This is a genomic window from Acidovorax sp. GW821-FHT10E04, assembly GCF_059415185.1.
The window spans coordinates 537220-563352 of the sequence record NZ_JBWKMT010000005.1; the positions used below are offsets into that span (position 1 = coordinate 537220).

Annotated in this window: 24 protein-coding genes and 1 pseudogene; 7 read left to right on the top strand and 18 right to left on the bottom strand. The window is 68.2% G+C overall.

Features of this window, described 5'->3' with window-relative positions:
• Positions 1–4: 4 nt before the first annotated feature.
• Positions 5–796: a MipA/OmpV family protein gene (locus tag AC07OC_RS18735; RefSeq protein WP_494601902.1), complete on the bottom strand. Its 792-nt coding sequence runs from the start codon at positions 794–796 to the stop codon at positions 5–7.
• Between the two features lie 217 nt (positions 797–1013).
• On the opposite strand from AC07OC_RS18735, the gene AC07OC_RS18740 reads away from it, so the two are divergent.
• The 3 genes from AC07OC_RS18740 (at position 1014) to AC07OC_RS18750 (ending at position 3844) form a co-directional block, all read left to right on the top strand.
• Positions 1014–1673 (top strand): response regulator, encoded by a 660-nt coding sequence (locus AC07OC_RS18740; protein WP_218339545.1) that lies wholly within the window; start codon positions 1014–1016, stop codon positions 1671–1673.
• On the top strand, positions 1670–3130 hold the full coding sequence (locus AC07OC_RS18745; protein ID WP_218339544.1) for an ATP-binding protein: 1461 nt from the start codon (positions 1670–1672) through the stop codon (positions 3128–3130). The genes AC07OC_RS18740 and AC07OC_RS18745 overlap by 4 nt, the downstream gene beginning before the upstream one ends.
• Before the next feature lie 69 nt (positions 3131–3199).
• Entirely contained in the window at positions 3200–3844 is a 645-nt protein-coding gene (locus tag AC07OC_RS18750) for a DUF2306 domain-containing protein (protein ID WP_218295886.1), read from the top strand.
• A gap of 55 nt (positions 3845–3899) precedes the next feature.
• Here AC07OC_RS18750 and metG read toward each other — a convergent pair whose 3' ends face one another.
• On the bottom strand, positions 3900–6014 hold the full coding sequence (gene metG, locus AC07OC_RS18755; protein ID WP_494601904.1) for a methionine--tRNA ligase: 2115 nt from the start codon (positions 6012–6014) through the stop codon (positions 3900–3902).
• Positions 6015–6195: 181 nt separating this feature from the next.
• Here metG and AC07OC_RS18760 point away from each other — a divergent pair, with 181 nt between their 5' ends.
• Positions 6196–7326: an SMP-30/gluconolactonase/LRE family protein gene (locus AC07OC_RS18760; RefSeq protein ID WP_255591026.1), complete on the top strand. Its 1131-nt coding sequence runs from the start codon at positions 6196–6198 to the stop codon at positions 7324–7326.
• A gap of 27 nt (positions 7327–7353) precedes the next feature.
• Here the strand turns inward: AC07OC_RS18760 and AC07OC_RS18765 are convergent, their stop codons facing one another.
• Positions 7354–8628: a patatin-like phospholipase family protein gene (locus AC07OC_RS18765; protein ID WP_218295883.1), complete on the bottom strand. Its 1275-nt coding sequence runs from the start codon at positions 8626–8628 to the stop codon at positions 7354–7356.
• Positions 8629–8731: 103 nt separating this feature from the next.
• Positions 8732–9316: a restriction endonuclease gene (locus AC07OC_RS18770; protein ID WP_494601906.1), complete on the bottom strand. Its 585-nt coding sequence runs from the start codon at positions 9314–9316 to the stop codon at positions 8732–8734.
• Positions 9317–9431: 115 nt separating this feature from the next.
• On the opposite strand from AC07OC_RS18770, the gene apbC reads away from it, so the two are divergent.
• Together apbC and AC07OC_RS18780 are read left to right on the top strand one after the other, a co-directional pair.
• Positions 9432–10523 carry an iron-sulfur cluster carrier protein ApbC gene (gene apbC, locus AC07OC_RS18775; RefSeq protein ID WP_218339541.1) on the top strand — a complete coding sequence of 364 codons (1092 nt, stop codon included), beginning with the start codon at positions 9432–9434 and terminating at the stop codon, positions 10521–10523.
• 25 nt (positions 10524–10548) lie between these two features.
• A complete protein-coding gene (locus AC07OC_RS18780; RefSeq protein WP_494601909.1) occupies positions 10549–11493 on the top strand; it encodes a LysR substrate-binding domain-containing protein in 945 nt (314 codons plus the stop codon).
• Positions 11494–11669: 176 nt separating this feature from the next.
• Here AC07OC_RS18780 and AC07OC_RS18785 read toward each other — a convergent pair whose 3' ends face one another.
• The 14 genes and pseudogenes from AC07OC_RS18785 to AC07OC_RS18850 form a co-directional block, all read right to left on the bottom strand.
• Positions 11670–13016 (bottom strand): ABC transporter substrate-binding protein, encoded by a 1347-nt coding sequence (locus tag AC07OC_RS18785; protein WP_218339539.1) that lies wholly within the window; start codon positions 13014–13016, stop codon positions 11670–11672.
• A gap of 31 nt (positions 13017–13047) precedes the next feature.
• Complete coding sequence (locus tag AC07OC_RS18790; protein ID WP_492244513.1) at positions 13048–13629, bottom strand: cache domain-containing protein; 582 nt, start codon at positions 13627–13629, stop codon at positions 13048–13050.
• Positions 13606–14592: pseudogene (locus AC07OC_RS18795) on the bottom strand (methyl-accepting chemotaxis protein); the annotation flags it as partial. The gene AC07OC_RS18790 and the pseudogene AC07OC_RS18795, both read right to left, overlap by 24 nt.
• A gap of 43 nt (positions 14593–14635) precedes the next feature.
• On the bottom strand, positions 14636–15460 hold the full coding sequence (locus AC07OC_RS18800) for a carbohydrate ABC transporter permease (RefSeq protein ID WP_218295878.1): 825 nt from the start codon (positions 15458–15460) through the stop codon (positions 14636–14638).
• A gap of 19 nt (positions 15461–15479) precedes the next feature.
• Positions 15480–16355, bottom strand: a complete 876-nt coding sequence (locus tag AC07OC_RS18805; RefSeq protein ID WP_218339537.1) for a carbohydrate ABC transporter permease — start codon at positions 16353–16355, stop codon at positions 15480–15482.
• 12 nt (positions 16356–16367) lie between these two features.
• Entirely contained in the window at positions 16368–17699 is a 1332-nt protein-coding gene (locus tag AC07OC_RS18810) for an ABC transporter substrate-binding protein (RefSeq protein ID WP_218339536.1), read from the bottom strand.
• Positions 17700–17733: 34 nt separating this feature from the next.
• Entirely contained in the window at positions 17734–18828 is a 1095-nt protein-coding gene (locus AC07OC_RS18815) for an ABC transporter ATP-binding protein (RefSeq protein ID WP_218295875.1), read from the bottom strand.
• Between the two features lie 15 nt (positions 18829–18843).
• Positions 18844–19608 carry a cytochrome b561 domain-containing protein gene (locus AC07OC_RS18820; RefSeq protein WP_218295874.1) on the bottom strand — a complete coding sequence of 255 codons (765 nt, stop codon included), beginning with the start codon at positions 19606–19608 and terminating at the stop codon, positions 18844–18846.
• Entirely contained in the window at positions 19605–20555 is a 951-nt protein-coding gene (locus AC07OC_RS18825) for a YncE family protein (RefSeq protein ID WP_218339535.1), read from the bottom strand. Before AC07OC_RS18825 ends, AC07OC_RS18820 begins: the two co-directional genes overlap by 4 nt.
• The gene (locus tag AC07OC_RS18830; protein ID WP_218339534.1) at positions 20552–21499 is read right to left on the bottom strand and encodes an SMP-30/gluconolactonase/LRE family protein; all 948 of its coding nucleotides are present in this window, start codon (positions 21497–21499) and stop codon (positions 20552–20554) included. Before AC07OC_RS18830 ends, AC07OC_RS18825 begins: the two co-directional genes overlap by 4 nt.
• Positions 21496–21834: a hypothetical protein gene (locus AC07OC_RS18835; RefSeq protein WP_218295871.1), complete on the bottom strand. Its 339-nt coding sequence runs from the start codon at positions 21832–21834 to the stop codon at positions 21496–21498. The genes AC07OC_RS18830 and AC07OC_RS18835 overlap by 4 nt, the downstream gene beginning before the upstream one ends.
• Before the next feature lie 14 nt (positions 21835–21848).
• Positions 21849–22778 carry a dihydrodipicolinate synthase family protein gene (locus AC07OC_RS18840; RefSeq protein ID WP_218339532.1) on the bottom strand — a complete coding sequence of 310 codons (930 nt, stop codon included), beginning with the start codon at positions 22776–22778 and terminating at the stop codon, positions 21849–21851.
• 10 nt (positions 22779–22788) lie between these two features.
• Positions 22789–23961 carry an L-rhamnonate dehydratase gene (locus AC07OC_RS18845; RefSeq protein ID WP_218295869.1) on the bottom strand — a complete coding sequence of 391 codons (1173 nt, stop codon included), beginning with the start codon at positions 23959–23961 and terminating at the stop codon, positions 22789–22791.
• Between the two features lie 19 nt (positions 23962–23980).
• Positions 23981–25027: a 4-hydroxythreonine-4-phosphate dehydrogenase PdxA gene (locus tag AC07OC_RS18850; RefSeq protein WP_369643157.1), complete on the bottom strand. Its 1047-nt coding sequence runs from the start codon at positions 25025–25027 to the stop codon at positions 23981–23983.
• A 154-nt stretch (positions 25028–25181) separates the two neighbouring features.
• On the opposite strand from AC07OC_RS18850, the gene AC07OC_RS18855 reads away from it, so the two are divergent.
• A complete protein-coding gene (locus tag AC07OC_RS18855; protein ID WP_218295868.1) occupies positions 25182–26132 on the top strand; it encodes a LysR family transcriptional regulator in 951 nt (316 codons plus the stop codon).
• Position 26133: the final 1 nt, after the last annotated feature.

Here is a 26133-nt window from a genome sequence, read left to right on the forward strand (position 1 = left end):
GCGCTCAGAACCGGTAAAGCCAGCCCGCCGTCACCGCCGGCTGGCTCGATCTGTTGACCAGCGGGCTGTTCTTGATCGCGCTGGCCAGCCGCGTGCTGCTCACGTCCACGAACATCCACTGCCGCGGCGCCAGCGCGTAGCCTACGCGCAGGCCGGCCTGCAGGTTCACGGCGGAGCTGCCTTCATGGGCCGGGCGGCCTGCGCGGGCCTCCGCGCCTTCCACGCCGTAGTAGTAGTCCACATACTTGCGGTCCTGCCGCTGCACCGACACGCGGGGGGTGATGTCCCACGCACCGAGCTGGAAGCGGCGCTCGGCCTTCAGCGTGAACTGGCGCCCCTTGCTGTGGCCGGAGGCATCGGCCAGCAGCTCGGCCGAAAGCTGCACCGGCCCCGTGTCCCAGCTGGCGGCCGCGCCCAGCCAGAGGCTGCCCTTGCGCTCCTGCATGCCGGTCAGAAAGGGCGAATCCTTGGCCTCGTAGCCCTCGAAACCGAAGCGCGACCGCAGCCGCAGGCCCACGGGGCCGGCCGGCGGCAGCTTGACATCCACGCCCGGGCCGGCAATGTGGACCCAGCGGTTTTCGTAGGTGAGCAGGGGCAGCGGCTGCGCCTTGTCGTCGAAGTCGCGGTAGGGCTTGCGGTCGGCGCTGACGGCCAGGCCCGCCCCCCAGGTGGAGGTGGGGGCGTCCTGCTGCGCCCAGGCGGCGGGCGCCAGCGCCGCCAGGGTGGCCGCGATGACCGCCGCGCGGCCCCGCAGGGTGTGGTGGGTGGGGGAGGGCAGGCGAGGGCAGTGCGTCATGGGTTCGGGTTCCAGAAAGAAGAAAAAAGAAAAGGGGCGGGCCAGGCCGGGCGTGCCTGCGGGCCGCACGCCGCAGGCAGGGGGCCGGTGCACTGTAGGAATGCTTTCTTAGCGCCGGGTTAGCCCTGCGCCGTCCTGGGTGGGCGCCGCGCTCATGGCGGGCTAAGAATTCCGCGCTACGCTGTGCACCACCCTGAAGGCCCCAAGGAGAACCCTGTTGCGCGCACTGCTGGTGGAAGACGACGACATGATCGGGCGCAGCCTGTCGCATGCGCTCAAGGGGGCGGGCTGGTCCGTGGACTGGGTGCGCAACGGCGAACTGGCCCACAGCGCCCTCGCCGATGGCGACTACAGCTGCGTGCTGCTGGACCTGGGCCTGCCGGGGCTCGACGGCACCGAGGTGCTGCGCCGCGCCCGTGCGCGCGGCGACCTCACGCCGGTGGTGGTGCTTACCGCGCGCGACGGTGTCGAGGACCGCGTGCACGGCCTGGACATCGGTGCCGACGATTACCTGCTCAAACCCTTCGAGGTGGCCGAGCTGCTGGCCCGCATGCGCGCCGTGGTACGCCGGCGCAGCGGCGTGGCCCAGTCGCTGGTGGGCAATGGTGCCCTGCAGCTGGACCTGGCCACGCGCGAGGTGCTGCAGGGCGGCGCCCGCGAGGCCCTCACCGCCCGCGAATTCGCGCTGCTGCATGCGCTGCTGGAGCGCCCCGGCGCCATCCTGTCGCGCGAGCAGCTGGAAAACCGCATCTACGGCTGGGGCGAGGAGGTCAGCAGCAACGCGGTGGACGTGCTCATCCACGGCATGCGCCGCAAGCTCGGGCCCGACGCCATCCGCAACGTGCGCGGCCTGGGCTGGCGGGTGGCGGCGCCATGACGGGGCCGGTGCGCGAGCACGCGGCCCGCTGGTACCGCCCCCGGTCCCTGCGCGGGCAGATCCTGCTGTGGCTCGCGCCCTGGATCCTGGTGGGCGCCGTGGTGGCGGGCTGCGCGTTCTGGGCGAGCTACAGCGCACTCATCCACACCTTCATGCAGTACCAGATGGAGGTGTTGGCGCGTTCCCATGCAGCCGGCGGGCAGGGGCCGGCGGGCACCAGCGATGGCGGCGACGGCCGGGACGCTGGCCACGGGGTCGAGCCCCTGCCGCTGCTCAGCGACACCAACATCCTGGACTGGGGCGCCTTTGCCGTGCAGGTGTGGTCGGCCGACGGGCGGCTGCTGGCCACGTCCCGGCCCGACACCGGTGTGCCACTGCAGGCCGCGCCAGGGCACGGTCTGCTGCGCACCCACGATGCCTGGGCGCCTGGGTGGCGCGTCTACACCGCGCCAGCGGCCGGGCCGCACCAGCGCCGCGTGCAGGTGCTGCAAAGCGAGAAATTCCTGCAGGAAGAAGTGGCGGTGCGCACGCTGTACGTCATCGTGCCCATGGCGCTGCTGGTACCGGCGCTGCTGTTCACGCTGTGGCTGGTGGTGGGGCGCGCATCGCGCTCGCTGCGCCTGGTGGCCGATGAAGTGGCCCAGCGCGACGACCGCAGCCTGGGCGCCATCCGCATGGACCGCGTGCCCGAGGAGATCGTGCCCCTGGTGGGTTCCTTCAATGCACTGCTGGCGCGCCTGGGCGAGGCCTTTGCCGCGCAGCGCCGCTTTGTGCAGGACGCCGCCCACGAGCTGCGCACGCCCATGGCCGCGATGGCGCTGCAGCTGGAGAACCTGCGCCCCTTCGTGCCTGCGGGCGATGCGCAGCAGCAGTTCGCGCAACTGGACGCGGGCATGCGCCGGGCGCGGCACCTGGTCGGCCAGTTGCTGCGCCTGTCGCGGCAGGAGGTGCCGGTGTCTGCGCAGGCACCCACTGCGCCCGTGGACATCACGGCCCTGCTGCGCGACAGCGTGGGCCAGCTGATGCCCCTGGCGGACCAGCGCCGCATCGAGGTCGGTTTTGCCGGAGACGGGCAGGTGGCGGTCCACGCCGCTGCCAGCGAACTGCGCAGCGTGTTCGACAACCTGCTGGACAACGCCCTGCGCTACACGCCCGAGGGCGGTGCGGTCGAGGTGCGGCTGCACCGTCTGGACAGCGGCGCGGTGGTGGACATCGTCGACAACGGCCCCGGCATTCCGCCAGAGCTGCTGGAGCGGGTCTTCGACCGCTTCTTCCGCGTGCCCGGCAACGACGCCGACGGCAGCGGGCTGGGCCTGGCCATCACCCGCGCGGCAGCGCTGCGCCAGGGCTTGCGGGTGGAGCTGCGGGCGCGGGACGACGGCGCCGCGGGCCTGCTGGCGCGGGTGCATCTGCCCCCACTCCAGCCCGCGCCCGCGCCGCTGCTAACACCCGCCTAAGGCGCTGCTAACACGGGGCTCAGACGCAATTTCTAGAGTGGATGGACTTCCATTTCACAGAAAGTTGCCATGTCTCCACGTACTCTCGCCCCCGCCCTGGCTTGGGGTTTGCTCGCGCTGTCGGCCCTGGCCGTCGGCATTGTCTCGTTGCGCTATGCGCTGCCCGGCATGCCCTTCCCGATGGACCTGCCCAGCCTGCAGTCGGCGCCCCGGGCTTTCGTGGTGCATGCGGTCAGCGCATCGCTGGCACTGATGCTGGGCCCGCTGCAATTGATGGCGGCATGGCGCACCCGGTTTCCGGCCCTGCACCGCTGGGTGGGGCGCGGGTATGTGGCGGCGATTGCGGTGGGCTGGCTCTCGTCGTTGCCCCTGGCACTGGATGCGATGACGGGTCCCGTGGCCGTCCTGGGTTTCCTGGCGCTGGGCGTGGCCTGGATCGTGGCGACCGGCATGGGCCTGCTGCGCGCGCTGCAGCGCCGTTTTGCCGAGCACCGGCGCTGGATGGTGCGCAGCTATGCGCTCACGGCGGCAGCCATCACGCTGCGCGTCTACCTGGGGGGCAGCATGGCCCTGGGGGTGGATGAGCAGGTGTCCTACCCCTTCATCGCCTGGCTGTGCTGGGTGCCCAACCTGCTGGGCGCCGAGTGGTACCTGCGGCGACAGGCGCTGCGCGCGGGCCGGCCGCAGCGGTCGCCGCCGCTGGCATCGCTGTGAGCGAACGAGCGGCGGGGCCCGGGAAGGCAACGGCCGGCGCGGCCGTTGCAGTGCTTCAGCGCACCCGCATGCCGGGCGTGGCGCCGGGCCAGGGGTTGAGCACGTAGATGCCGGGGTTGGCCTTCTCGTCGCCATGGCTGGCGGCCAGCACCATGCCTTCGGAGACGCCGAACTTCATCTTGCGCGGCGCGAGGTTGGCCACCATCACCGTGTGCTTGCCGATCAGGTCGGCGGGCTGGTAGGCGCTGGCGATGCCTGAAAAGACATTGCGCGTGCGGCCTTCGCCCACGTCCAGCGTCAGGCGCAGCAGCTTGGTGGAGCCTTCGACCGGCTCGCAATTCACGATCAGCGCGATGCGCAGGTCGATCTTGGTGAAGTCGTCGATGGTGATGGTGGGGGCCAGTTCCTCGCCGCCGGGGGATGCTATTGTTTCAGTAGCTACTGGCGCTTGTTCTGCCTGCGCTGGAGCCTCAAACAATGCTTCCAGCTGCTCGGGGGTCACGCGCTGCATCAGGTGCTGGTAGGGGGTGATCGCCTGCACGTCGCCCGCCACGTCCCACTGCCGCATGTCCATACCCACAAAGCCTTGCACGGCCTGGGCCAGGCCCGGCAGCACGGGCGCCAGGTAGCGCGTGAGCGCGGCGAAGGTGTTGATGAGCACCGAGCAGACCTGGTGCAGCGCCTCGTTGTTGGCCGCGTCCTTGGCCAGGTCCCAGGGCTTGTTCTGGTCCACATAGGCGTTGACCTTGTCGGCCAGCTGCATGATCTCGCGCGTGGCCTTGCTGTACTCGCGGGTTTCGTACATCTGCGCGATGGCGCCGCTGGCACCGCGCACCTCGGCCAGCAGGGCCGCGCCCGTGGCGCCGAAGTCGCTGGTGAGCTTGCCGTCGAAGCGCTTGGTCAGGAATCCCGCAGCGCGGCTGGCAATGTTCACGTACTTGCCGATCAGATCGCTGTTCACCCGCAGCATGAAGTCCTCGGCGTTGAAGTCGATGTCTTCGTTGCGCGCGCTGAGCTTGGCCGCCAGGTAGTAGCGCAGCCATTCGGCGTTCATGTTCAGGCTCAGGTACTTGAGCGGGTCCAGGCCGGTGCCACGGCTCTTGCTCATCTTCTCGCCGTTGTTCACGGTGAGAAAGCCATGCACGAACACGTTGTCGGGCGTCTTGCGGCCGCTGAAGTGCAGCATGGCGGGCCAGAACAGCGTGTGGAAGGTGACGATGTCCTTGCCGATGAAGTGGTACTGCTCGGTGTCGGCAGCGGCCATGTATTCGTCGAACGAGCGGGTGTCGCCGTGTTTTGCCTTGGGGCCGCCCTTGTCGAACCAGTTCTTGAGCGAGGCCAGGTAGCCCACGGGGGCGTCGAGCCACACGTAGAAGTATTTGCCCGGCGCGTCGGGGATCTCGATGCCGAAGTAGGGCGCGTCGCGGCTGATGTCCCAGTCGCCCAGGCCTTCGCTGGTCGTGCCGTCCGGATTGGTGCGCACGGTGAACCATTCCTTGATCTTGTTGGCCACCTCGGGCTGCAGCTTGCCGTCCTGCGTCCACTTCTCCAGGAACTCCACGCAGCGCGGGTCCGAGAGCTTGAAAAAGAAATGCTCGGAGTTCTTCAGCTCGGGCTTGGCGCCGGACAAGGCCGAGAACGGGTTGATCAGGTCGGTGGGCGCGTACACCGTGCCGCACACCTCGCAGTTGTCGCCATACTGGTCCTTGGCATGGCACTTGGGGCATTCGCCCTTGATGTAGCGGTCGGGCAGGAACATGTTCTTCTCGGGGTCGAAGAACTGCTCGATGGTGCGCACCTCGATCAGCGAGCCGTCGGCGCGGTCGCGCAGGTCGCGGTAGATCTGGCGGGCCAGCTCGTGGTTCTCTGGCGCGTCGGTGCTGTGCCAGTTGTCGAAGCTGATGTGAAAGCCGTCCAGGTACTGCTTGCGGCCCGCGGCGATGTTGGCCACGAACTGCTGCGGCGTGACGCCCGCCTTCTCGGCGGCGATCATGATGGGCGCGCCATGGGTATCGTCGGCGCCCACGAAGTTCACCGCGTGGCCCTGCATGCGCTGGAACCGCACCCAGATGTCGGCCTGGATGTATTCCATGATGTGGCCGATGTGGAAGTTGCCGTTGGCGTAGGGCAGGGCGGTGGTGACGAAGAGTTTGCGTGCGGATGACGTCATGAAAAGCGGCTTTCTCAGGCGGAACCCGCGATTTTAGGCGTTTGGCGCCCTGCCTCGCGGCCGCGGGCGCTCCAGCCCCGCGCGCGGGTCGCGCAGGTGCCAGCGAACGGGCCCCGGGCAGGGTGCGCGGGGGCTCGCCGGGCCCACAATGCCTGGCACCGACCACAACGGAGGAACGCCGATGGCAAAGAAGCTGATGAGGAGACTGGGATGGAGCGCCGCTGGCGCCGTGCTGGTGCTGGCGGCCTACCTGGCATGGTGGCCCGTGCCCATCCGGCCCGTGGCCTGGAGCGCCCCGCCCGCGCCCGGTTACCAGGGCGTGCATGCGCCCAACACGCGGCTGGCCCAGCTGCAGGTGATCGACCTCCACGGCGAGGTCGGCCCCGAGCACATCGCCGTGGGCAGGGACGGCAAGCTCTACACCACGGTGCTCAGCGGCAACATCCTGCGCATGAACCCCGATGGATCGGGCCAGGAGGTCTTTGCCAATACCGGCGGGCGGGTGCTGGGCTTTGACTTCGACGCGGCGGGCCACCTCATCGCGGCCGATGCGGTCAAGGGCCTGCTGTCCATCGCGCCCGATGGCAAGGTCACCGTGCTGGCCGACAAGGTGGGCAGCGATCCCATCCGCTATGCCGACGGCGTGGTGGTGGCCCAAAGCGGCAAGATGTACCTGAGCGACGCCTCCACGCGTTTTGCCCCCCAGGACTGGGGCGGCACCTTCGAGGCCAGCGTGCTCGACATCCTGGAGCAGGCCAGCACGGGCCGGGTGCTGGAGTACGACCCCGCGACTCGCGCCACGCGCGTGGTGGCCCGGGGCCTGAGCTTCGCCAACGGCGTGGCGCTCAGCCAGGACGAAAAGAGCCTGTTCGTCAACGAAACCGGCAAGTACAGGGTATGGAAGATCGCGGTGGACGCGAACGACCTGGACATCAGCCTGCCCGGAGCCCAGGCCAGCGTGCTGCTCGACAACCTGCCCGGCTACCCCGACAACCTGATGCGCGGGATGGACGGCCGCATCTGGCTGGGCTTTGCCAAGCCGCGCGGCGCGGCCATCGACAACATGGCCGGCAAGCCCTGGCTGCGCAGCCTGACACTGCGCCTGCCGCGTGCGCTGTGGCCCATCCCCCAGCCGTACGGCCACGTGATCGCGTTCACCGACGACGGCAAGGTGGTGGCCGACCTGCAGGACCCGGCGGGCGCCTACCCGGAAACCACGGCCATCACCGAGACGGCGGACCGGCTATATGTGCAGAGCCTGCACGCGCACGGCCTGGGCTGGCTGCGCAAGGACGTGCTCAAGGCGCGGTAGCGGACGCCGGGGCGGACCGGCGGCCCTTCAGGCGTGCTCGCGGGTCTGAATGTCCGCGCCGCTGTCGGTCCAGCCGAAAAAGCGGCACACCTCGGCGCGCATGGCCAGCGTGTCGGCCCGGCCCAGGGCCATCAGCTCTTGCGTGTAGCCGGATTCGAACAGCAGGTAGCTGGCCAGCGCCGCGCCGCGCACATCCGCCATGTTGGACGTGACGCCCAGCGCCGCCAGCATGGCGCGCACGGGGGCCGGCAGATCGCCCACGTGGCGCGCGGCCACCGCGTCGAGCCGCTGCGAAGGCGCGATCACCAGCAGTTCGATGGGCCGCAGCGCGCTGTGCGCGCGCACGTCGGGGGGGATCAGCGACAGCGTCTGGTTGACCCGCTGCACCCGCTCCACGTCGACCGCCAGCGCGTCCAGAAAGATGTTGGACAGCGCATGCCCCGCGATCTGCGCGAGCGTGGGGTAGCTGGGCGTGGGGTTGGCCGCGGCGTCGCCCCGGGGCTCGTGCATGCGGCCCGCGCCGATCACCAGGATGCGCTCGGCCCCCAGGTGGATGGCGGGCGCGATCGGGGCCGACTGGCGCATGGAGCCATCGCCGAAGTACTCGGTATGGTCGTCGATCGTGATGCCCTTGGCCGGGAAGATGAACGGAATGGCCGAGGACGCGAGCAGGTGCTCGTGCGTGATGCGGTCGCGCGCGGCCTTGCGCTGCGAGCGCACCCAGGGCTGCACCGGCGCGTTGGATTCGAAGAACGTGACGTGCTCGCCCGAGCTGTAGCTCGATGCCGTGACCGCCAGCGCGGTGAGGTGCCCCTTGCGGATGAGCCGGGGCAGGCGCACCAGGGGCACCATCTTCACCAGCAGTTTTTCCAGGGGCGAGTTGTCCAGCAGCGACCGGGGCCGCATGCGGCGCCACCGCGCCAGCGCCCAGCCCATGGACAGCAGCGTGAGCCAGCGCGCCCCGCTGCGCATCACGGACAGCGAATCGGCGCCATACACCTGGCTGGCATGGAACTGGCGCCACACGCGTGCGATGCGGCGCACCGCGCGGTCGAAGTTGTCGGCCCCGCAGGCCAGCGCCGCCGCGTTGATGGCGCCCGCGGAGGTGCCCGTGATGATGGGAAACGGATTGGGCCCGCCGCCCGCGCCACAGGCATTGCGGATGTCGGCGATCGCCTCCAGCACGCCCACCTGGTAGGCGGCGCGGGCACCGCCGCCGGTCAGCAGCAGGCCGGTGGGGCGGGCGGGCGGGGCCGCGGGAGCGGGGGCGCAGGCGTCGGTGGGGGGGCTGATCGATGGCATCGTCGAAGGGGTGGGTGATGTGCCAAGTGTGGAGTCCGCCACCGGTCGCTCCATCTGGGAAAACCCGCATGGCGGGCTGCGGGGCGGGCCGGCGGGGCGTGGATCAGCGCCGGCTGCTCAGCAGCAGGGCCGCCACTGCATCGCCCTGCAGCACGGCGATCCCATGGTCGCGGGCATACAGGCGCGCGTTGTCGCTGACCTGCCCCAGGGCTGCCACATAGACGCCCGCCGGAGCGTCGCTGGCCACCATGGCCGCGTGCAGTTCGCGCAGGGGCTCCACGCCATGGGTGGCGGCCTTCCAGCGCTTGGCGCTCACCAGCGTGGTCTTGCCGCCCAGGGTCAGGCGCATGTCGGCCCCGGCGTTGTTGCCGTTGATCCGCTCCACGGTGTAGCCCGCCCGGGTCCAGGCGGATGCCAGGGTGTCGGCAAAGCTGCGCCAGGGCATGCTGCCCACGGCCTCCAGCATGTCGGCCACCTGGGCCGGGTTGGGGGCGCGCAGCTGCTTCCAGGCCGCAATGCAGCCCACCACGAAGATGGGGAAACCCGCGAGCGCTCCCACCACGAAGTACTCCTTGGGCAAGAGGGCGCCCGCCGCCAGGACAATGAGGCCGACCACCAAGAAGCTGACCCACCAGGGCGAGCGCAGCAGCATGGCAAACAGGGACTTTTCGGCCATCTTGAATTTCACGGGGGTCCTTTTCTTTCGGTTTTGGGCGCAGGCGGCGGCATCGCGGCGCATTGTCCTTCAGACGCGGAGGGCACGGCGCTTGGATAGACTACCCGCCTCTTCTGGAGATTATTGAATGGCAGTCACCGAACAGGGCCTCTTGGCCGCACTTTCCAGCGTGCTGGACCCCCACACCGGCAAGGATTTCGTCAGCACCCGGGCCCTGCGCAACGTGCAGATCACCGGCGGCGACGTGGCCTTCGACGTGGAACTGGGCTACCCCGCCAAGAGCCTGGTGCCCGAGCTGCGCCGCAGCCTCGTGGCGGCCGCCAAGGGGATTGCCGGAGTGGAGAACGTGTCGGTCAACATCACCACCAAGGTCATCGCGCACGCCGTGCAGCGCGGCGTGCAGCTGTTGCCCCAGGTCAAGAACATCATCGCCGTGGCCTCGGGCAAGGGCGGCGTGGGCAAGAGCACCACGGCCGCCAACCTGGCCCTGGCGCTGGCTGCCGAGGGCGCCAGCGTGGGCGTGCTCGACGCCGACATCTACGGCCCCAGCCAACCCATGATGCTGGGCATCAACCGCCGCCCCGAAAGCGACGATGGCAAGACCATGGAGCCGCTGGAGAACTATGGCGTGCAGGTCATGTCCATCGGCTTCCTGGTGGACCAGGACGAAGCCATGATCTGGCGCGGCCCCATGGCCACCCAGGCGCTGGAGCAGCTGCTGCGCCAGACCAACTGGAAAGACCTCGACTACCTCATCATCGACATGCCGCCCGGTACCGGCGACATCCAGCTCACGCTGAGCCAGCGCGTGCCCATGACCGGCGCCGTGATCGTCACCACGCCGCAGGACATCGCGCTGCTGGACGCCAAGAAGGGCATCAAGATGTTCGAGAAGGTGGGCGTGCCCATCCTGGGCATCGTCGAGAACATGGCCGCCCACGTGTGCAGCAACTGCGGCCATGTGGAGCACATCTTTGGCGCCGACGGCGGCAAGAAAATGGCGGCCGACTACCACATGGACTACCTGGGCGCGCTGCCGCTCGACATGAGCATCCGCCTGCAGGCCGACAGCGGCAAGCCCACCGTGGTGGCCGACCCCGACGGGGACGTGGCCAAGATCTACAAGAAGGTGGCGCGCGACGTGGCGGTGAAAATCGCCCAGCAGGCCAAGGACTTCTCCAACAAGTTCCCCACCATCTCGATCAGCAAGAACACCTGATCTCCGTGGGCTGCCGCACTGCGCCATGAACCTGCTCGCGTCCCTGCGCTACCTCGTGGCGCTGCACGAGCACCGGCACTTCGGCCGGGCGGCGCAGGCCTGCCACATCACGCAACCCGCGCTGTCGAACGCGCTGCGGGCGCTGGAAAAAGAGTTTGGGGTGGTGGTGGTGCGCCGGGGCCGCAGCTTCGAGGGCTTCACGCCCGAGGGGGAGCGTGTGCTGGCCTCGGCCCAGCGCATGCTGCATGAACACCAGGTGCTGCAGCAGGACCTGTTGAGCGATGCCGCCCATCCGCGCGGCACCTTGCGCCTGGGCGCCGTGCCCACGGCCATGCCCATCCTGGCGCGGTTTGCGGCGCAGCTGCAGGCGCGGCACCCCGGCATCGCGCCCGTCGCGCTGTCCATGAGCTCGCAGGCGCTGGAGGCGGGGCTGGAAAGTATTTCCCTGGACCTCGCGCTGGGCTACACCGAGCGCATGCCCGCGCGCGGCGGCCAACTGCGGGCCTGGCCGCAGTACGTGGAGCACTATTTCCTGCTGCGGCGGGCCAGCAGCCCGAAAGGGCACGGCCTGCAGATGGGCGGGCCCGTTGGCTGGGCCGAGGCGGCGCGCCTGCCGCTGTGCCTGCTCACCCCCGAGATGCACAACCGCAGCCTGGTGAATGGCGCCTTCCGCAGCGCGGGGGCCACGGTGCGGCCCGCCATGGAAACCGATTCGGTTCTCACGCTGGCCTTGAGCGTGGTGGCCGGCAACCTGTGCAGCGTGCTGCCGGGCGCGCTGGTGGATGCGGTGCGGGGCCATGACGGGCTAGAGGCGCTGCCCCTCCTGGCGCCCGTGCTCACCACGCCCATCGGCTTCATGTCGCACCGCCAGGTGCAGCCCACCCGCGCGCTCGATGCCGCGCTGGCCTTGGCGCAGGATGCCGACTGGCTGCGCCACGCCGCCGCGCACAGCGGATTGCTGGCGGCGTAGCCGCAGGACTCTAGGGCCTTGCCGGCTGAGCCCGTGCGGCGCTCGGGACGGCCTGCACCGTGGCTGCCCCGGCCGCCACACGGGATGCCAGGTGATGAAAGCCGGCGCTTCGCCAGCTTGAGCAGCGTGAAACTCATGACGGCGAAGCAGGGGCGCCGCAAGCCGGACCAGCGGAACTAGCGGACCGGTGGCGGGGTGGTGAGGTACCCTTCGCGGCGCATCAGGTCGGCCACCGCCTTCGCGGCCTGCGCCAGCGCCGTCTCTGCGGGCTGCTTGCCTGAAATCACCTCGTGGATGCTCTTGCCCAGTATGTCGGTATTGATGGTGTCCCACTCCGGAATGATGGGCCGCCAGTTGGGGTTGGCATCCCCGATGCTGCGCAGGAGCATCTGGAACTCGGGGTATTTCCTCCCCAGGTCGGGGTCGGCCAGGGTGGACAGCCGGTGGGGCACGCCGCCCAGGTGGCAAACCGACTTGTCCTGCTGCTTGGCGGTGAGCCATTGCATCAGCAGGAATGCGCTGTCCGGGTTCTTCGACTGGGCGGGGATGGCCAGTCCCAGGCCTCCGGTCTGGGACGCATAGCGCGCGCCGCGGGGATGGCGCACATAACTTACCTTGCCATTGATCTTCGAGATCTTCTCGTCGCGGACCGCACCGAAGATGAGGGTCGAGTCCAGGTACATGGAGGCCTGCCCTTGCAGGAACGCATTGAGCATCTCCGTCTGGCCCGCCGCCAGCGCGTTGGGAGGGCCGGTGTCGATGATCTTCTTGAGCAGGTTGGCGGCGCGGACTCCGGCCGAATCATGCAGGCGGGGCTGCCAGTTGTTCTCGAACACGCCGCCATTGAGCGGGTTCAGGTGCAACAGCCAGGCATGCACGCACTGGTGGCCTTCCTTGCCGCGCGAGGCCAGCGACCCCATGGCGGTCTTTTCCCGCAGGAGCGGCAGCAGCTGTTCCAGCTGGAAGTACGACTCGGGCGGCTTCAGGTTGAACTTCTCGAAGATGTCGTGCCGGTAGGCCAGCACCGAGGTCTCGGCTCCATAGGGCAGCCCGTAGAGCTTGGCGGCCCCGCCGGCCAGGTAGCCTTTCCATCCCCCGACCAGGCCGATGTTCTCCCGGAATCCCGCGATGATGTCGGGCAGGTCGAAGTCCTCGGGGGTGAGCTGCCGGTTGTTCAGGTAGGGCTCGATATCCCGGATGAGGCGCTTCTTGACGTACTCGCCTTTCCACATCACCACATACGACACGAGGTCGAAGTCGCACTGCGGCTTGGCCATCTCCTCCAGCTGCCTCTTTTTCATCTCCGCGATGGGGAGCTGTTCAAACTCGACCTGAATGCCGGTTTCGCTGGTGAACGTGGGGAACAGTTTCGTGGCGGCGTCGTAGTGGTGGTGCCTGGGGATGCTGATCCTGAGCTTCTGGCCCCGGTAGGGGGCATACCTGTTCCGGGCGCGCGATGCCCCCGGGAAGAAGGCGGGGATGGTGGCGGCGCACAGCGATTGGACGAGCAGTCTGCGTTGCATGGGTTTTTTCCTGTCTCGGGGGGAGCGTCGATCAATCCAGGTCCACGGCGTAGATTCCGGACGAGACGAAGGTCTCTCCCACACGCTGGACAAACGCCTTCTTGACCATGATCTTCTGGGTGACCGGATTCAGGATGTGGTACGGCGCGGACCATCCAGAGCCCCTTTGCGTGGCCAGGTCGCGCGAGTTCCTGACGATCGCCACGCCATTCGCGTCGCGCATGTCGATGAGGACCTTTCCGACGTTGGCGGGATTGGCTCCGTGCGCGAGATTGCGGCCGTTGAAGTCGTAGACCGTGATGTACAGGTCCCGGTCCTTGAACGAGGTGCCGTGCGTGAATTCGCGGTAGGCCTTCTCGGCGCCGATGTCGCGGATCAGGTCCACGGCCCTTCGCACCTGCTCTTCGGCTTCGGACGGGCTCCCGTTGAGCGTGAACACGTTCACCGACCCGACGAGGCGCGCGGCCTGCGCCCGCAGTTGCTGCGAGGCGGAGGCGGTCTGCTCCACCAGGGCCGCGTTCTGTTGCGTGGCCTGGTCAATCAGCTCCACGGACTCGATGACCTTGCCCACGCTCTCGCGCTGCATCTGGCTGGAATGGGCGATCTCCGCCATGATCTGCGTCACCCGCTGTATGGCCTCGGTCATGCCGCCCAGCTGCTGGGCGGCCGTCTGCACCAGGGTCGCGCCGGTTTCGATGCGGGCGTTGCCGCGGGTCAGCAGCGCCTTGATGTCCTTGGCCGCGCTGGCGCTGCGCTGCGCCAGCGCGCGCACCTCGCTGGCGACCACGGCAAAGCCCCGGCCCTGCTCGCCGGCGCGTGCCGCCTCGACGGCCGCGTTCAGGGCGAGGATGTTGGTCTGGAACGCGATCCCGTCAATGAGCGCGATGATGTCGAAGGCCCGCGCGGAGTCCGACGCAATTTCCTCCATGGTCTGCTGCACGGACGCGAAGGCACGGTTGCCGTGGTCTCCCGCCATGGCGGTCTGCTGCGCGATGGCGTTGCCCGCATCCGCCTTCTGCCCCACCAGCAGGGCGCTGCTGGCGAACGCCTCCACCGCGTCCGTGGTGTCCTTCAGCGACAGCGCCTGGCGTTCCGTCCGTGCGGACAGATCGGTGTTCGCCTGGGATATCTCGTCGCTGGCCAGGGCCACCTCCTGCGCGCCCGCCCTGACCTTGGTGACGACCCTGGTCAGGGATTCCTGCATTTCGCGCATGGCTGCCATCAAGGGCGAGAACTCGTCGCGCTGCGCGTCGTGAATCAGGCTCGTCAGGTTGCCGATGCGCACATCGTCCGTGAATTTGCGGGCGACGGCGACGCGCGTGCGCAGCGCGCGGCCAATCCACCATGCCAGGGCCAGGCAGCCCCCCGCCACCACGGCGCTGGTCAGGGCCAGTATCCGCAGCGCGGCGGCTGCGCTTTCCACGACGGGATCGGCGTCTGGCAGCGCCGCGCCGAAATGCGAGATCGCCAGCAGGCAGCGCGCGACCTGCCAGGCCCCGAGGAAGAAGCACGCCACCAGCAGGAGCGCGAAGAGGAGCAGCTTCTGCGAAATGCGCAATGTCTGGACGAATCTCATGGGGTGGGGCGGTAAGCGGGGGAATGCAGGCCAGGGTGCGTCCCTAGCCCTTGACGGCGCCTGCCGTGAGCCCGGTGATGATCTGGCGTGCCGCCACGAAGGTGAAGATCAGCGGGGGAATGGCGATGAGGCTGCCCATGGCCATGACCCGCCCCCAGTCCACCCCCATGTCGGTGACGAAAAGCGAGGCCGCCACGGGCAGGGTGCGCGAGTGGCGATCGGTGAGCACCAGCGCCAGGATGAACTCGTTCCAGGCGATGCGGAAGGTGAAGATCGAGGCCGCGGCGAGCCCGGGCGCCATGAGCGGAAGCAGCACCTTGGTGAACACGCGCAGGGGGCCGCAGCCGTCGATAGCGGCTGCCTCTTCCAGCTCCACGGGGACCTGCAGCACGAAGCCATAGAGCAGCCAGATCGTGAATGGCAGGTTGACCGCCACGTACAGCAGGATCAGGCCCCACAGGCTGTTGACCAGGTGCCATTCGTTCCAGATCAGGAAGACCGGTATGGCCATGACGGCCAGCGGCACGGTGCGCAGCAGCAAGGTGGTGTAGGCCAGCGCGCGCCGGCCGGGGAAGCGGAACCGCGCGAGGCCGTAGGCCGCCATGCAGCCCAGCACCAGGGTGGCGGCCGTGGAAATGAGCCCGACAAAAAGGCTGTTGTATAGATACCGGTCGAACTTGTCTTCCTGCAGGACGGCCCGGTAGTTCTCCAGTGTGGGGGTGAAGATGAAGTTCAGCGGCTCGGCGAAGATGTCCACCTGCTGGCGCAGGCTGGTGGCGAAGATGACCGCGATGGGGGCGATGCACAGCACGGCCAGGCCGACCAGCATGGCGTAGTGCGCGGTGGCGAGCAGGGGAGAGCGTTTCATGGGCATCTCGCGTTCCCGGTTACTTCTCGTTGTCCAGAGGGTTCGAGATGCGCAGGGCGATCCATGACAGCACGGCCACCACCACGAGCAGCAGCACGGAGATGGCGGCGGCCACGCCCAACTGCTGGCCCACGAAGGCCGTCTTGTAGATGTGCAGCGCGAGGATTTCGGTGGAGTCGCCCGGGCCGCCGAATGTCAGCACGTAGATCACTTCGAGAACCCGGAAGGCATCCACCAGCCGCATCATCAGCGTGATGGCGATCACGTGCGCGATCATGGGCAGCTTGACGAGGGTGGTCATCTGCCACCAGTTCGCCCCGTCGATCCGCGAGGCCTCGATGACCGCGCTGTCCACGTTCGCCAGGGCGGCCACCATCATGATGAAGACGAAGGGCGTCCACTGCCAGACGTCCGCGATCACGATGGCGGCGAACGCGAGCGTGGGATCCGCCAGCCAGGTCAGGGGCGCGATCCTGAGCAGGCCGAGCACGGCGTTGATGAGCCCGAACTGCGCGTCGAACATGTAGCGCCAGGCCAGGCCCACGGCAATGGGCGCGATCATCATGGGCAGGATGAACAAGGTGCGAAAGACCGCCGTGCCCCGCACCGGCCGCTCCAGCGCCAGTGCCAGCGCGATGCCCAGCAGCATCTCGGCGGTGACGCAGACGCCGGCGAACAGCAGGGTTGTCCAGAGCGACGACCACACCCGGGGATTGCTGAACGCCGCGGCGAATGCATCCAGCCCCACCCAGCGGGCCGCGCTCCAGGGGGTGCCCATGCTCCAGTCGTAGAGCCCCAGCTGGAAGGCCGAGATGACCGGGTAGAGGCACGCTGCCGCCATGATCGCGGCGGCAGGCCCCACGTAGAGGAGCGGAACCCAGGAAGGGGTGCGCATGGCGGGCGCGCCTCAGACTTTGTACCCGGCTTCACGCATGATCTGCATGACCGGGGCCACCAGGTCATTGAGCGCTGCCTCGGCCGTCTTCTTGCCGGTCAGGGCCTCGGAGATGCCGACCCCGAGCGCCTGCACGTTGATCTTGTCCCACACCGCGATGATGGGCCGCCAGTCGGGGTTGGAGTACTTGAGCGCATCCTTGAAGGTGATGAACTCCGGGTACTGCCGCACGAGGTCGGTGTCGGCCAGCGTGGAGTTGCGGGTGGGCGCGCCGCCCGCCCGGGTGACGGCCTTGTCCTGGGCCTTGGAGGTGAGCCACTGCATGAGCAGGAAGCCCGCATCGGCGTTCTTCGCGTTCTTGGCGATGGCCAGGCCCAGCCCGCCGGACTGGGAGGCGCGGCGCGTTCCCATGGGGTGCAGGGCCCAGCTGACCTTGCCGGCGATGCGGGACTTGGCCGGGTCGTTCACCAGCCCGGCGAGGGAGGTGGAGTCCAGGTACATGGCGGCCTGGCCCTGCAGGAAGGCCGTGTTGCTTTCCCCCTGGCCATACCCCGCGATGCCCGCGGGGCCCGTGGCCACCACTTCCTGCAGGAACTTGAGCGCCTGCACGCCCGCCTTGTCATTGAAGCGCACGCGCCATTGATCGTCGAAGACGCTGCCGCCCAGCGGGTTCAGGTGCAGCAGCCAGGCGTGCACGGCCTGATGGCCCGCCTGGCCCCGGGACGCCAGCGCGCCGATACCCTCCTTGTCCTTGATCACGCGCAGCAACTGCGCGAACTCCGCATAGTTCTCGGGCACCTTGAGGCCGTGCTTGGCAAAGATGTCCTTGCGGTAGGCCAGCACCGAGGTTTCCGCGCCATAGGGCAGACCGTAGAGCTTGGCGCCCGGCCCCGCCAGGTAACCCTTGGGGCCCCCCACGAGCCCCAGGTTTTCGAGATAGACCGGAATGATGTCCTTGATGTCGTAGGCGGGGTCCGCCAGGGCGAGGTTCTGCAGGAACGGGTCGAGCGGCCGGATGAGATTCTTGGCGACGTACTCGCCCTTCCACATCACGACGTAGCAGCCCAGGTCGTAGTCACCCTGCGGCTTGGCCATCTCCAGCAGCTGCTTTTCCTTCATGCGCCCCATGGCCAGGCGGTCGGTTTCCACCTTGATCCCGGTTTCCCTGGTGAAATCCGGCAGGATCTTCATCATCGCGTCGTAGTGGGGATGGGCCGGCACGCTGAAGGTGACCGTCTGGCCCGCATACCTGGAATAGCGGCTCTGCGCACGGATTCCGCTCAAGGGCAGGCTGGCACCGAACACCGTGGCACTGGTTTTCGTTACGAAATCGCGTCTTTTCATGGTCTTGTCTCCTGGGTGGGGGTGTCGCGGTGTGTCAGGGGCGCAGGGAGCGCCCCGAGGCGGTGTCGAAAACGTGCATGTCCTGCGGGTCGAAGCTCAGGTCGACCCGCTGGCGCAGCCGGTCCTGCGCGTTGCCCGGCAGCATGGCGGCCACGCGCTGGCCGGAGGGGGTGTTCATGTGTCCCACCACCTGGCTTTCGGTGCCGAGGTACTCCACGACGTCCACCTGCAGGCTGAGCAGGCTCACGCCCGCGTTGGAAGGGTGCAGCGCCTGGGGGCGCAGGCCCAGCGTGAGCGACTGGTCCGCCCGTGGGGCCTGTGCCACCAGCCAGTCCGGCGCGATCCACGCGAAGCCTTCTCCGCGAAGCAGCTTGAGGCCATGTTCCTGGCTGTAGCGGGCCCGGAAGAAATTCATGGTCGGCGTGCCGATGAACCCCGCCACGAACAGGCTGGCCGGGCGTGTGAAGACGTCGGAGGGGGTGCCGATCTGCTGGATCTCCCCCTTGTCGAAGATCACGATGCGCGAGGCGAGCGTCATCGCCTCGACCTGGTCGTGGGTCACATACACCGTGGTCTTTCCCAGGCGCTCGTGCAGGATGGCCAGTTCCGCCCGCATGTGGCCGCGCAGCTTGGCATCCAGGTTGGACAGCGGTTCGTCGAACAGGAAAACCTTGGGTTCCCGCACGATGGCGCGCCCGATGGCCACGCGCTGGCGCTGGCCGCCAGACAGCTCCCTGGGCTTGCGTTCCAGCAGGTGTTCGATGCTCAGGATGCGGGCCGCGGACCTGACCTTCTCGAAGATCTCGGCGTAGGGCCGGCCGGACAGGCGCAGCGCAAAGGACATGTTCTCCGCCACGTTCATGTGGGGGTACAGCGCATAGTTCTGGAACACCATGGCGATGTCGCGGTCCATGGGCGCGGCATGGGTCACATCCCTGTCGCCGATCAGGATCTGCCCCTGCGTCACCTCCTCCAGTCCCGCGATCATCCGCAGCGTCGTGCTTTTCCCGCAGCCCGATTCGCCCAGCAGCACGACGAATTCGCCCTCGTGGATCGCCAGGTCCATCTGCTGGACGACGGTCACCTCGCCGAAACGCTTGACCACGTTACGTAGCTCCAGTCCTGCCATGGGTGCTCCCGTCATCTATCGTTGTGGAGTGCGGCCGGGCGTGTGGCGCTGCCCGAATTTCCGCTGCCACTGGGCCGCCGTGTAGCGCCTGATGCCCCAGCCCACGGGCCGCTTGCGGCTGGCGGCCGTGCCGCTGCCGGGGCCCCAGATGGCCTGGTAGGTGTCGATGCACCGCCCCTGGCGCTGCAGGACCACGAATGCGCTCGCCAGCAGCAGCCACCACAGCGCGAGCGCCAGCCCCATCCAGCGGGGCGCGTCGGCCACCACCAGGCCCAGGACGATCGTGGCGATCGACAGAAGAATGGCGGCATAGCCTCCGGCCTTGTGCACGGATTCAAAGGCCACGCGCCCCGGGGTCATGTCGTAGTGGTCTCCGCGCAGCCGCACGTCGGTGGGGCCGCCCTTGCTGCCCCTGGCCCACGCCGATGCCAGCTGCATGAGCCCCAGCCCCAGCACCCCCCACCCCAGAATGGCGTGCCATGCCGCGGCCTGGCTCACGCCGCGGGCGTTGCCCCAGGCCAGCCCGATGCCTGCCAGCATCAGCGCCATGCCGCCGTACTGCAGCACGCGGTGCGCGTGCCACCAGGTCTTGTTGTCGCGCACCGCTGGCCAGTCCTGGCCGGGCATGATCTTGAAGAAGCGCGCAACCAGCACACCCAGCGGCAGCAGGATGGCCCAGGCCAGAACCATGAGGCGGGCGTGCCAGAAAGCCCACGGCGCGATCTCGTGGTGCGCCGCTCCGCTGATGGGCGTCAGCAGCCACTGCATGAGGCCGTTCATGCACCGCCCCGTGCAGGAAAGCGGGACAGCACGCGCGAGACATCCGGCTCGCGCTGGGTCGCGATCCAGCGTTCGAACTGCAGCGTCTCCATGTTGAGGCAGCCCAGCAGGTCGTTGTCCTGGCTCACGAAGGCCAGCGGCCGCGACGGGTGGAAGCTCAGGGCGATGGCCCGCGCCTCCATCGGCACGTGGGCCAGCTCCCGCAGCGTGGCGGGGTCCACCACGGACAGGCTGCGTTCGCCGTAGTTGGTGACCACCAGCCGGCCGTCCCGGTACAGGTACAGGCGCGTGGGATCGTCGCGCGAGGGCGCCCGGTCCTTGACCTGCATGGTCGCGGTGTCGATCGCGCAAAGCGTGTTGCTCAAGCGGCAGCTCACGTACAGCGTCTTCTCGTCCCCGCTCAGCGCATAGCCTTCGGGTTTCTCGCCGGGAGCGCAGGCCACGGGAGCCACCGTGGCATCGTGGGGCCGGATCCTGGTCACGGTGTGCGACAGCAGGTTCATCGCATAGGCTGTCTGTCCGTCGCGGGTGAGCGCGAACAGGTGGCTCTTGATGCCCCCGGTGCTCGCGGCCCTGCGCGGGGCCGTGTCCGTGGCGGGATGGTCCAGGACCACGAGTTGCGCTCGGTCTTCGCTGAGCGCGTACAGGCGATCCTGTGCGTCCATCTGCATGCCGTGCAGCCGGTTGAAGGGGGCGATGTCGATGCAGCGCACCAGCTTCCTGCGGGCGATGTCCACCTGAAGGATCTGTGTGCCGCCAGCGCCCGGATGGCCCGAGGTTTCCACGCCATAGTGGCCGATGTAGGCATAGGCCTGGTGCGAGTCGATCACGAACTCGTGCGGGAAGTCGGGCAGCGCAATGCTGGCCAGCCGTTCACCGCTGCCGATGTCGTAGTAGCTCAGGCAGTGGCTGCACTTTTCCACCAGAAGCAGGACGTCGTCGGTCATGGCCGGGGGGCTCCGCGTGTGTTGAGAACGATGCTGTACAGCGAGGTGCTGGCGGCGATGAAGAGGGTGTCCCTGCGCGTTCCCCCGAAGGTCACGTTGCCCACCTTCTCGGGCACGGGAATTTTGCCCAGCAGCGTTCCGTCGGGGTGCAGCACCTGCACGCTGTCTTCGCTGCTGGTGTAGATCCGGCCGCGGTGGTCCACGCGGAAACCGTCCGGCACGCCCGGCGAGACCCGGGCGAACACGCGGGGGGCCTCCAGCGCGTGTTCCCGCACGTCGAAGACCACGATGTGGTGGTGGCCCGTGCCGTCCGGGCGCAGCGCGGCCGAGGTGTCGCTCACGTACAGCAGGCTTTCGTCGGGAGAAAAAGCGAGGCCGTTGGGCTCCTGCAGGAACCCGGACGCCTTGTGCAGCTGTCCGTCCGACGGGTCGTAGCAGAACACGTAGTTGCCGCCCAGCTCGGGGGGCGCCTTGTGGCCTTCCCGGTCGCCGAGGATGCCGTAGGGCGGGTCGGTGAACCAGATGCAGCCGTTGCTCTGCACCACCACGTCGTTGGGGGAGTTGAGCCGCTTGCCGTGGAAGTGGCTGACCACCACCTCATCGGGCGTGTCCGCATGCAGGCGCCCCCCGACCTGGGGCGTGCGCACGATGGCGCGTTGCCCGTGGGAGCAATGCAGCAGGTTGCCCGCGCCATCGAGCGCGTGGCCGTTGGTGAAATCGACCTGGTCGCGCCAGACGCTCATGCCGTCGGCGGGGGACCAGCGCAGCATGCGATTGTTGGGAATGTCGCTCCACAGCACCGAATCGTCCTGGGGCAGCCAGACCGGCCCCTCGCTCCAGGCGGCCCCCGTGCACAGCCGCCGCAGCGCCGCGCCCTCGAAGACAGGGGCCAGGCGCGCATCCAGGATGTGGGGTGGTGGAGCGAGGAATTCGGTCACGATCATCCCTGGGCGTGGTGTGCCTTGGCCGTGGCGGACGGCAGGTGGCAGTGGGTGCCCGCCGTGGGCGGGTTGGCTGTCGCCATCCCGGCCTGGCTGTGGCATTGGAAGCGCGCGGCGTGCGGGAGGCGGGGCCCGGCAAAGTCCGCGGGCAGGGCGACGAAGGGCCTGCCCTGGGTGCCTTCATCCCCTTTGGCGCGGACCGCGCCGGCCACGGGGCGAAAGGCTTCCTCGCGGCGGATGCGCGGCGCGGCGGCGGTGGGGTGGGCGGGGCGGCGGTCATCGCTGGCCCACGCGGCAGCCCGGGGCCTGCGGGTGGTGAGGTGATCGCGAGGGCGCATGGCGGGCAGGGCTTTCAATGCGCCCAGCGCAGCACCAGCGGATCGAGCGGGCGTGCGATGGCCAGCAGCTGGCGGCGCACCTCCGGGTGCATGGGCGGCCAGGGCGCGCGCGGTGCGTCGCAGGCGATCACGCGGCCTTCCTTCATCAGCGTCTTGGCCGCCAGGAAGCCCGCCTGGCGGTTCTCGTGGTTGATCAGCGGCAGCCAGCGCTGGTATTCGGCGAAGGCCTGGTCCCTGTCGCCCTGGCGGTGGGCTTCGATGATGGGGCGTATGCCGTCCGCGAACCCGCCGCCCGTCATCGATCCGGTGGCCCCGGCTTCCAGGTCCGCCAGCAGGGTGATGGCCTCCTCCCCGTCCCAGGGGCCTTCGATGGCCTCGCCGCCCAGCGCGATGAGCTCGCGCAGCTTGCTCGCCGCCCCCGCGGTTTCCATCTTGAAGTAGCAGACCTGCTCGATCTCCTGCGCCATCCGGGCCAGGAAGGCCGCAGACAGCGGCGTGCCCGCGGCCGGTGCGTCCTGGACCATGACGGGGATGCCGACGGCGTCGGACACGCCCTGGAAGAAGCTCCGGATGCGTGCCTCGCTGAAGCGGAAGGTGGCGCCGTGGTAGGGCGGCATCACCATCACCATGGCCGCGCCCATGTCCTGTGCGCGGCGGCTGCGCGCGGCGCAGACGGCGGTGCTGGTGTGGGTGGTGGTGACGATGACGGGCACGCGACCCGCCACATGCTCCAGTGCCGTGCGGGTGAGGGTTTCGCGTTCTTCGTCCGACAGCAGGAACTGCTCGGAGAAGTTGGCCAGGATGCACAGGCCGTCCACGCCCGAGTCGATCATGAAGTCCAGGCAGCGCTTCTGGCTGGCCAGGTCGAGCGTGCCGTCCTCGTGGAAGGTGGTGGGCACCACGGGGAAGATGCCACGGTAGCGGGGGGTGGAGCGTCCAGGCATGCCGCAGCCCTTATCCGACGATGTGGAACTGGTCGAGGTACTCGGTCTTGAGCGCGAGGCCCAGGCCCGGTGCGTCGTCCCTGAGCTGCAGGAAACCGTTCTCCGCCACGGGCTCGCCATCGAAGAGGTACCAGAACAGTTCGTTGCCGACCTCCACATCGAAGATGGGGAAGTATTCGGCCATGGGCGAGGCCAGCGTGCTCATGGTCAGGTGGTAGTTGTGCATCTGCCCCGCATGCGGCACCACCGGCACGCTGTGGGCCTCGCACAGGGCGTTGATCTTGTGGGCGGCGGTGATGCCGCCCACGCGGTTGGTGTCGTACTGCACGACGCTCACGGCCTTCTTGTCCAGCAGCTGCCTGAAGCCGTAGAGGCTGAACTCATGCTCTCCGCCCGAAATGGGGATGCTGCCCATGGCATTGAGTTCGGCGTAGCCGTCGATGTCGTCGGCGATCACGGGCTCTTCCAGCCAGCGGGGCTCGAACTTCTCGAGCTTGGGCAGCATGCGCCTGGCGTATTCGAGGCTCCAGCCCATGTAGCACTCGAGCATCAGGTCGTTGTCGTAGCCGATGACCTCGCGCACGGCCTCGACGGACCTGAGGTTTTCCTGCACGCCCTGCTGCAGATGGGCGGGCCCGTAGCCGAAGCGCATCTTGAATGCGGTGAAGCCCTGGTCCAGGAACTTCTGCGCTTCGGCCTGCATGGCGTCCAGGTCGGTGCGGTAGAGCTTGGAGTAGTAGCAGGGGATCTTTTCCTTGGTGCGCCCGCCCAGCAGCTTGAACACCGGCTTGTTCACGCTCTTGCCCAGGATGTCCCAGATGGCCAGGTCCACAGCCGAGATGGCGGCCATGGTCACGCCCTTGCGGCCCCAGGCATGGGTGGCGCGGTACATGCGCTGCCACAGGTACTCGTAGTCCCAGGGGTCCTGTCCGATGACCAGCGGCGCGAGGTACTCGTCGATGATGGCCTTGGCGATGCGCGGCGCCAGCGCCACGTTGCCCAGCCCCACGATGCCGTCATCGGTCTCCATCTCCACCACGGTCCAAGAGTGGAAGCGGAAGGTGCTCATGGTCTCGGTCCTGGAGTAGACGAGGTCCATGGCGTTGGCGCAGAAGTTGTCCTGGGGCGCGATGGTCTTGCCCTTCCATTCGTAGACGCGCGCGCGGACGGATTTGATTTTCATGGCGATTTCTTTTTTTCTGTCATTCACCGGCCAGCGGGTCGCCCTGGCGGGCGCGCAGCTGGTTCGAGCCCATGCGTGCGGCGATCCGGAATGCGTTGTGCGTGGCATTGACATCGGCCACGCCCCTGCCCGCGATGTCGAAGGCCGTGCCATGGGCGGGCGTGGTGATGGGGATGGGAAGCCCGCCCTGGACGGTGACCCCCCGGCTGAATCCCAGCAGCTTGATCGCGATCTGGCCCTGGTCGTGGTACATGGTCACCACCGCCTGGTAGTGGCCGTCGCGCGCTTTCAGGAACACCGTGTCCGCGGGGAAGGGGCCTTCCGCCGGCACTCCGGCTTCCTGGAGCGTCCTGACGGCCGGCGCGATGATGTCGATCTCCTCGCGTCCGCACATGCCGCCGTCCCCCGCGTGCGGATTGAAGGCCGCCACGGCCACCCTGGGATCGGGGAACCCGCTGTCCCGCAGCGACTGGTGGATGAGCCTGGCGGCGGCCACGATGCGTTCCTGGCTCAGTGCCCGCGCGGCATCCTTGAGGGGAATGTGCGAGGACACCCGCGATGTCCACAGGCGGCCCAGGGTGTTGAACTCGCAGAAGTAGCCCTGCACTCCCAGGTACGCGGCGAAATGGTGCAGTTCGTCCTCGTGGCGGAGCCCGCCCAGCTTCATGGCGTGTTTGTTCAGGGGGGCGAAGCAGATGGCGTCCACATGGGCGGCCTGGGCCGCGTCCATGCAGAGGTTCAGCACCTGAAGGACGGAGGCCCCGCATTCCGCCGCCACGTGGCCGCAGCGGACCTTGCCGGCATCGATGGACGCCACCGGCACAAAGGCAGGCCGGTCCTGTTGGGGGCGGTCGCGCACTTCGGCCAGCGTCGCGACGGGGTGTGTCGGCACGGCGACGCCAGCGGTCTGCTGGCCGGCATTCCACACCCAGATGTCGCCCACCACGACCACGTTGGCCTCCTCGTGGACGTCAGGCCGGCTGAGCAGCTTCGCGATGAGCTCAGGACCGATGCCCGCGGGGTCGCCCAGGGTCAGGGCCACGACCGGTTTTGCGGCGTTTGTCATGGATGGGATTCGGTTTTGGGTGGTGTCGCCTGCTGCATGTGGGCCGATTATTGGGAGGCGGATAGTTAACGTAAATTCAAAAATTGAACATAACTAATAATCACTGGTTATGATTTGACGCTGGGTTTTCCCGTAAGCCAGAGGCGGTTCCTCCATGCACAAAACAAGTCCTTTTGTCGTCTCGCAACTGCTCAACCGGCTGCGCATGCGGCAGGTCGCCCTCATGCTGGCTTTTGCCGAACATGGCACCTTGCGGGGGGCGGCGGTCGAGCTGGGAATGAGCCAGCCCGCCGCCACGAAGATGATTCAGGAGCTGGAGTCGGCGCTGGGGCAGCGCCTGTTCGAACGCGAGGGGCGGGGGCAGCGGATGACACCGGCCGGCGAGCGCGTGCTGGGGTACTTCCAGGGCATGCGCGGCTCGATGGAGTCCATGGCCCGCGAACTCGATGAACTGAAACTGGGAAGCGCGGGGCGCCTGGCGGTGGGCTGCATCATGGCGCCGCTGCCCACCTTGCTGAACCAGGCCATCATCGCTTTCAACAAGACCTATCCGCTGACCACCATCCAGGTGACGCTGGACACCAGCGACAGGCTGGTCGAACTGCTCAAGGACGGCCTGATCGACATCGCCATCGGGCGCGTGCGGCCGGAGCACAAGGCCCTGTTCGGCTTTCAGCCGCTGGCCAACGAGTCGCTGGCCGTGGTGGTGGGAGTGGGGCACCCGCTGTCCAAGAAAAGGCAGGTTCCCTTTTCCAGCTTGCTGGACTACCCCTGGATACTGCAGCCCTCCGGCAGCCCCATGCGCGAGGTGCTGGACCAGGAGTTCCGCTCGCTCCACGCGCCGCCGCCCCGTGGCCTGATCGAGACGGCCTCCATCCTGACCACCATGCAGCTGATCGCGGACACCACCATGGTGGCCGTGATTCCGCTGTCGATCGCCACGATCTATGCGCGGCACCATCTGCTCAAGATCCTGCCCTGCCACATCAAGCACAAGATGGGCGAGTTCGGCGCCATCACGCGCAGGGACCGCCCCCTGCCACAGGCCGCGCGCTACTTCCTGTCGGCGCTGCATCGCAGCCGCCCGCCGCCGCCGCAGGCGTAGC

Bases quoted from the DNA above. Each gene is read 5' to 3' on its own strand.
- AC07OC_RS18735 (WP_494601902.1), bottom strand. From the start codon at position 796: ATGACGCACTGCCCTCGCCTGCCCTCCCCCACCCACCACACCCTGCGG.
- AC07OC_RS18745 (WP_218339544.1), top strand. From the start codon at position 1,670: ATGACGGGGCCGGTGCGCGAGCACGCGGCCCGCTGGTACCGCCCCCGG.
- AC07OC_RS18750 (WP_218295886.1), top strand. From the start codon at position 3,200: ATGTCTCCACGTACTCTCGCCCCCGCCCTGGCTTGGGGTTTGCTCGCG.
- metG (WP_494601904.1), bottom strand. From the start codon at position 6,014: ATGACGTCATCCGCACGCAAACTCTTCGTCACCACCGCCCTGCCCTAC.
- AC07OC_RS18760 (WP_255591026.1), top strand. From the start codon at position 6,196: ATGGCAAAGAAGCTGATGAGGAGACTGGGATGGAGCGCCGCTGGCGCC.
- AC07OC_RS18765 (WP_218295883.1), bottom strand. From the start codon at position 8,628: ATGCCATCGATCAGCCCCCCCACCGACGCCTGCGCCCCCGCTCCCGCG.
- apbC (WP_218339541.1), top strand. From the start codon at position 9,432: ATGGCAGTCACCGAACAGGGCCTCTTGGCCGCACTTTCCAGCGTGCTG.
- AC07OC_RS18780 (WP_494601909.1), top strand. From the start codon at position 10,549: ATGAACCTGCTCGCGTCCCTGCGCTACCTCGTGGCGCTGCACGAGCAC.
- AC07OC_RS18785 (WP_218339539.1), bottom strand. From the start codon at position 13,016: ATGCAACGCAGACTGCTCGTCCAATCGCTGTGCGCCGCCACCATCCCC.
- AC07OC_RS18790 (WP_492244513.1), bottom strand. From the start codon at position 13,629: ATGGCGGAGATCGCCCATTCCAGCCAGATGCAGCGCGAGAGCGTGGGC.
- AC07OC_RS18800 (WP_218295878.1), bottom strand. From the start codon at position 15,460: ATGAAACGCTCTCCCCTGCTCGCCACCGCGCACTACGCCATGCTGGTC.
- AC07OC_RS18805 (WP_218339537.1), bottom strand. From the start codon at position 16,355: ATGCGCACCCCTTCCTGGGTTCCGCTCCTCTACGTGGGGCCTGCCGCC.
- AC07OC_RS18810 (WP_218339536.1), bottom strand. From the start codon at position 17,699: ATGAAAAGACGCGATTTCGTAACGAAAACCAGTGCCACGGTGTTCGGT.
- AC07OC_RS18815 (WP_218295875.1), bottom strand. From the start codon at position 18,828: ATGGCAGGACTGGAGCTACGTAACGTGGTCAAGCGTTTCGGCGAGGTG.
- AC07OC_RS18820 (WP_218295874.1), bottom strand. From the start codon at position 19,608: ATGAACGGCCTCATGCAGTGGCTGCTGACGCCCATCAGCGGAGCGGCG.
- AC07OC_RS18825 (WP_218339535.1), bottom strand. From the start codon at position 20,555: ATGACCGACGACGTCCTGCTTCTGGTGGAAAAGTGCAGCCACTGCCTG.
- AC07OC_RS18830 (WP_218339534.1), bottom strand. From the start codon at position 21,499: ATGATCGTGACCGAATTCCTCGCTCCACCACCCCACATCCTGGATGCG.
- AC07OC_RS18835 (WP_218295871.1), bottom strand. From the start codon at position 21,834: ATGCGCCCTCGCGATCACCTCACCACCCGCAGGCCCCGGGCTGCCGCG.
- AC07OC_RS18840 (WP_218339532.1), bottom strand. From the start codon at position 22,778: ATGCCTGGACGCTCCACCCCCCGCTACCGTGGCATCTTCCCCGTGGTG.
- AC07OC_RS18845 (WP_218295869.1), bottom strand. From the start codon at position 23,961: ATGAAAATCAAATCCGTCCGCGCGCGCGTCTACGAATGGAAGGGCAAG.
- AC07OC_RS18850 (WP_369643157.1), bottom strand. From the start codon at position 25,027: ATGACAAACGCCGCAAAACCGGTCGTGGCCCTGACCCTGGGCGACCCC.
- AC07OC_RS18855 (WP_218295868.1), top strand. From the start codon at position 25,182: ATGCACAAAACAAGTCCTTTTGTCGTCTCGCAACTGCTCAACCGGCTG.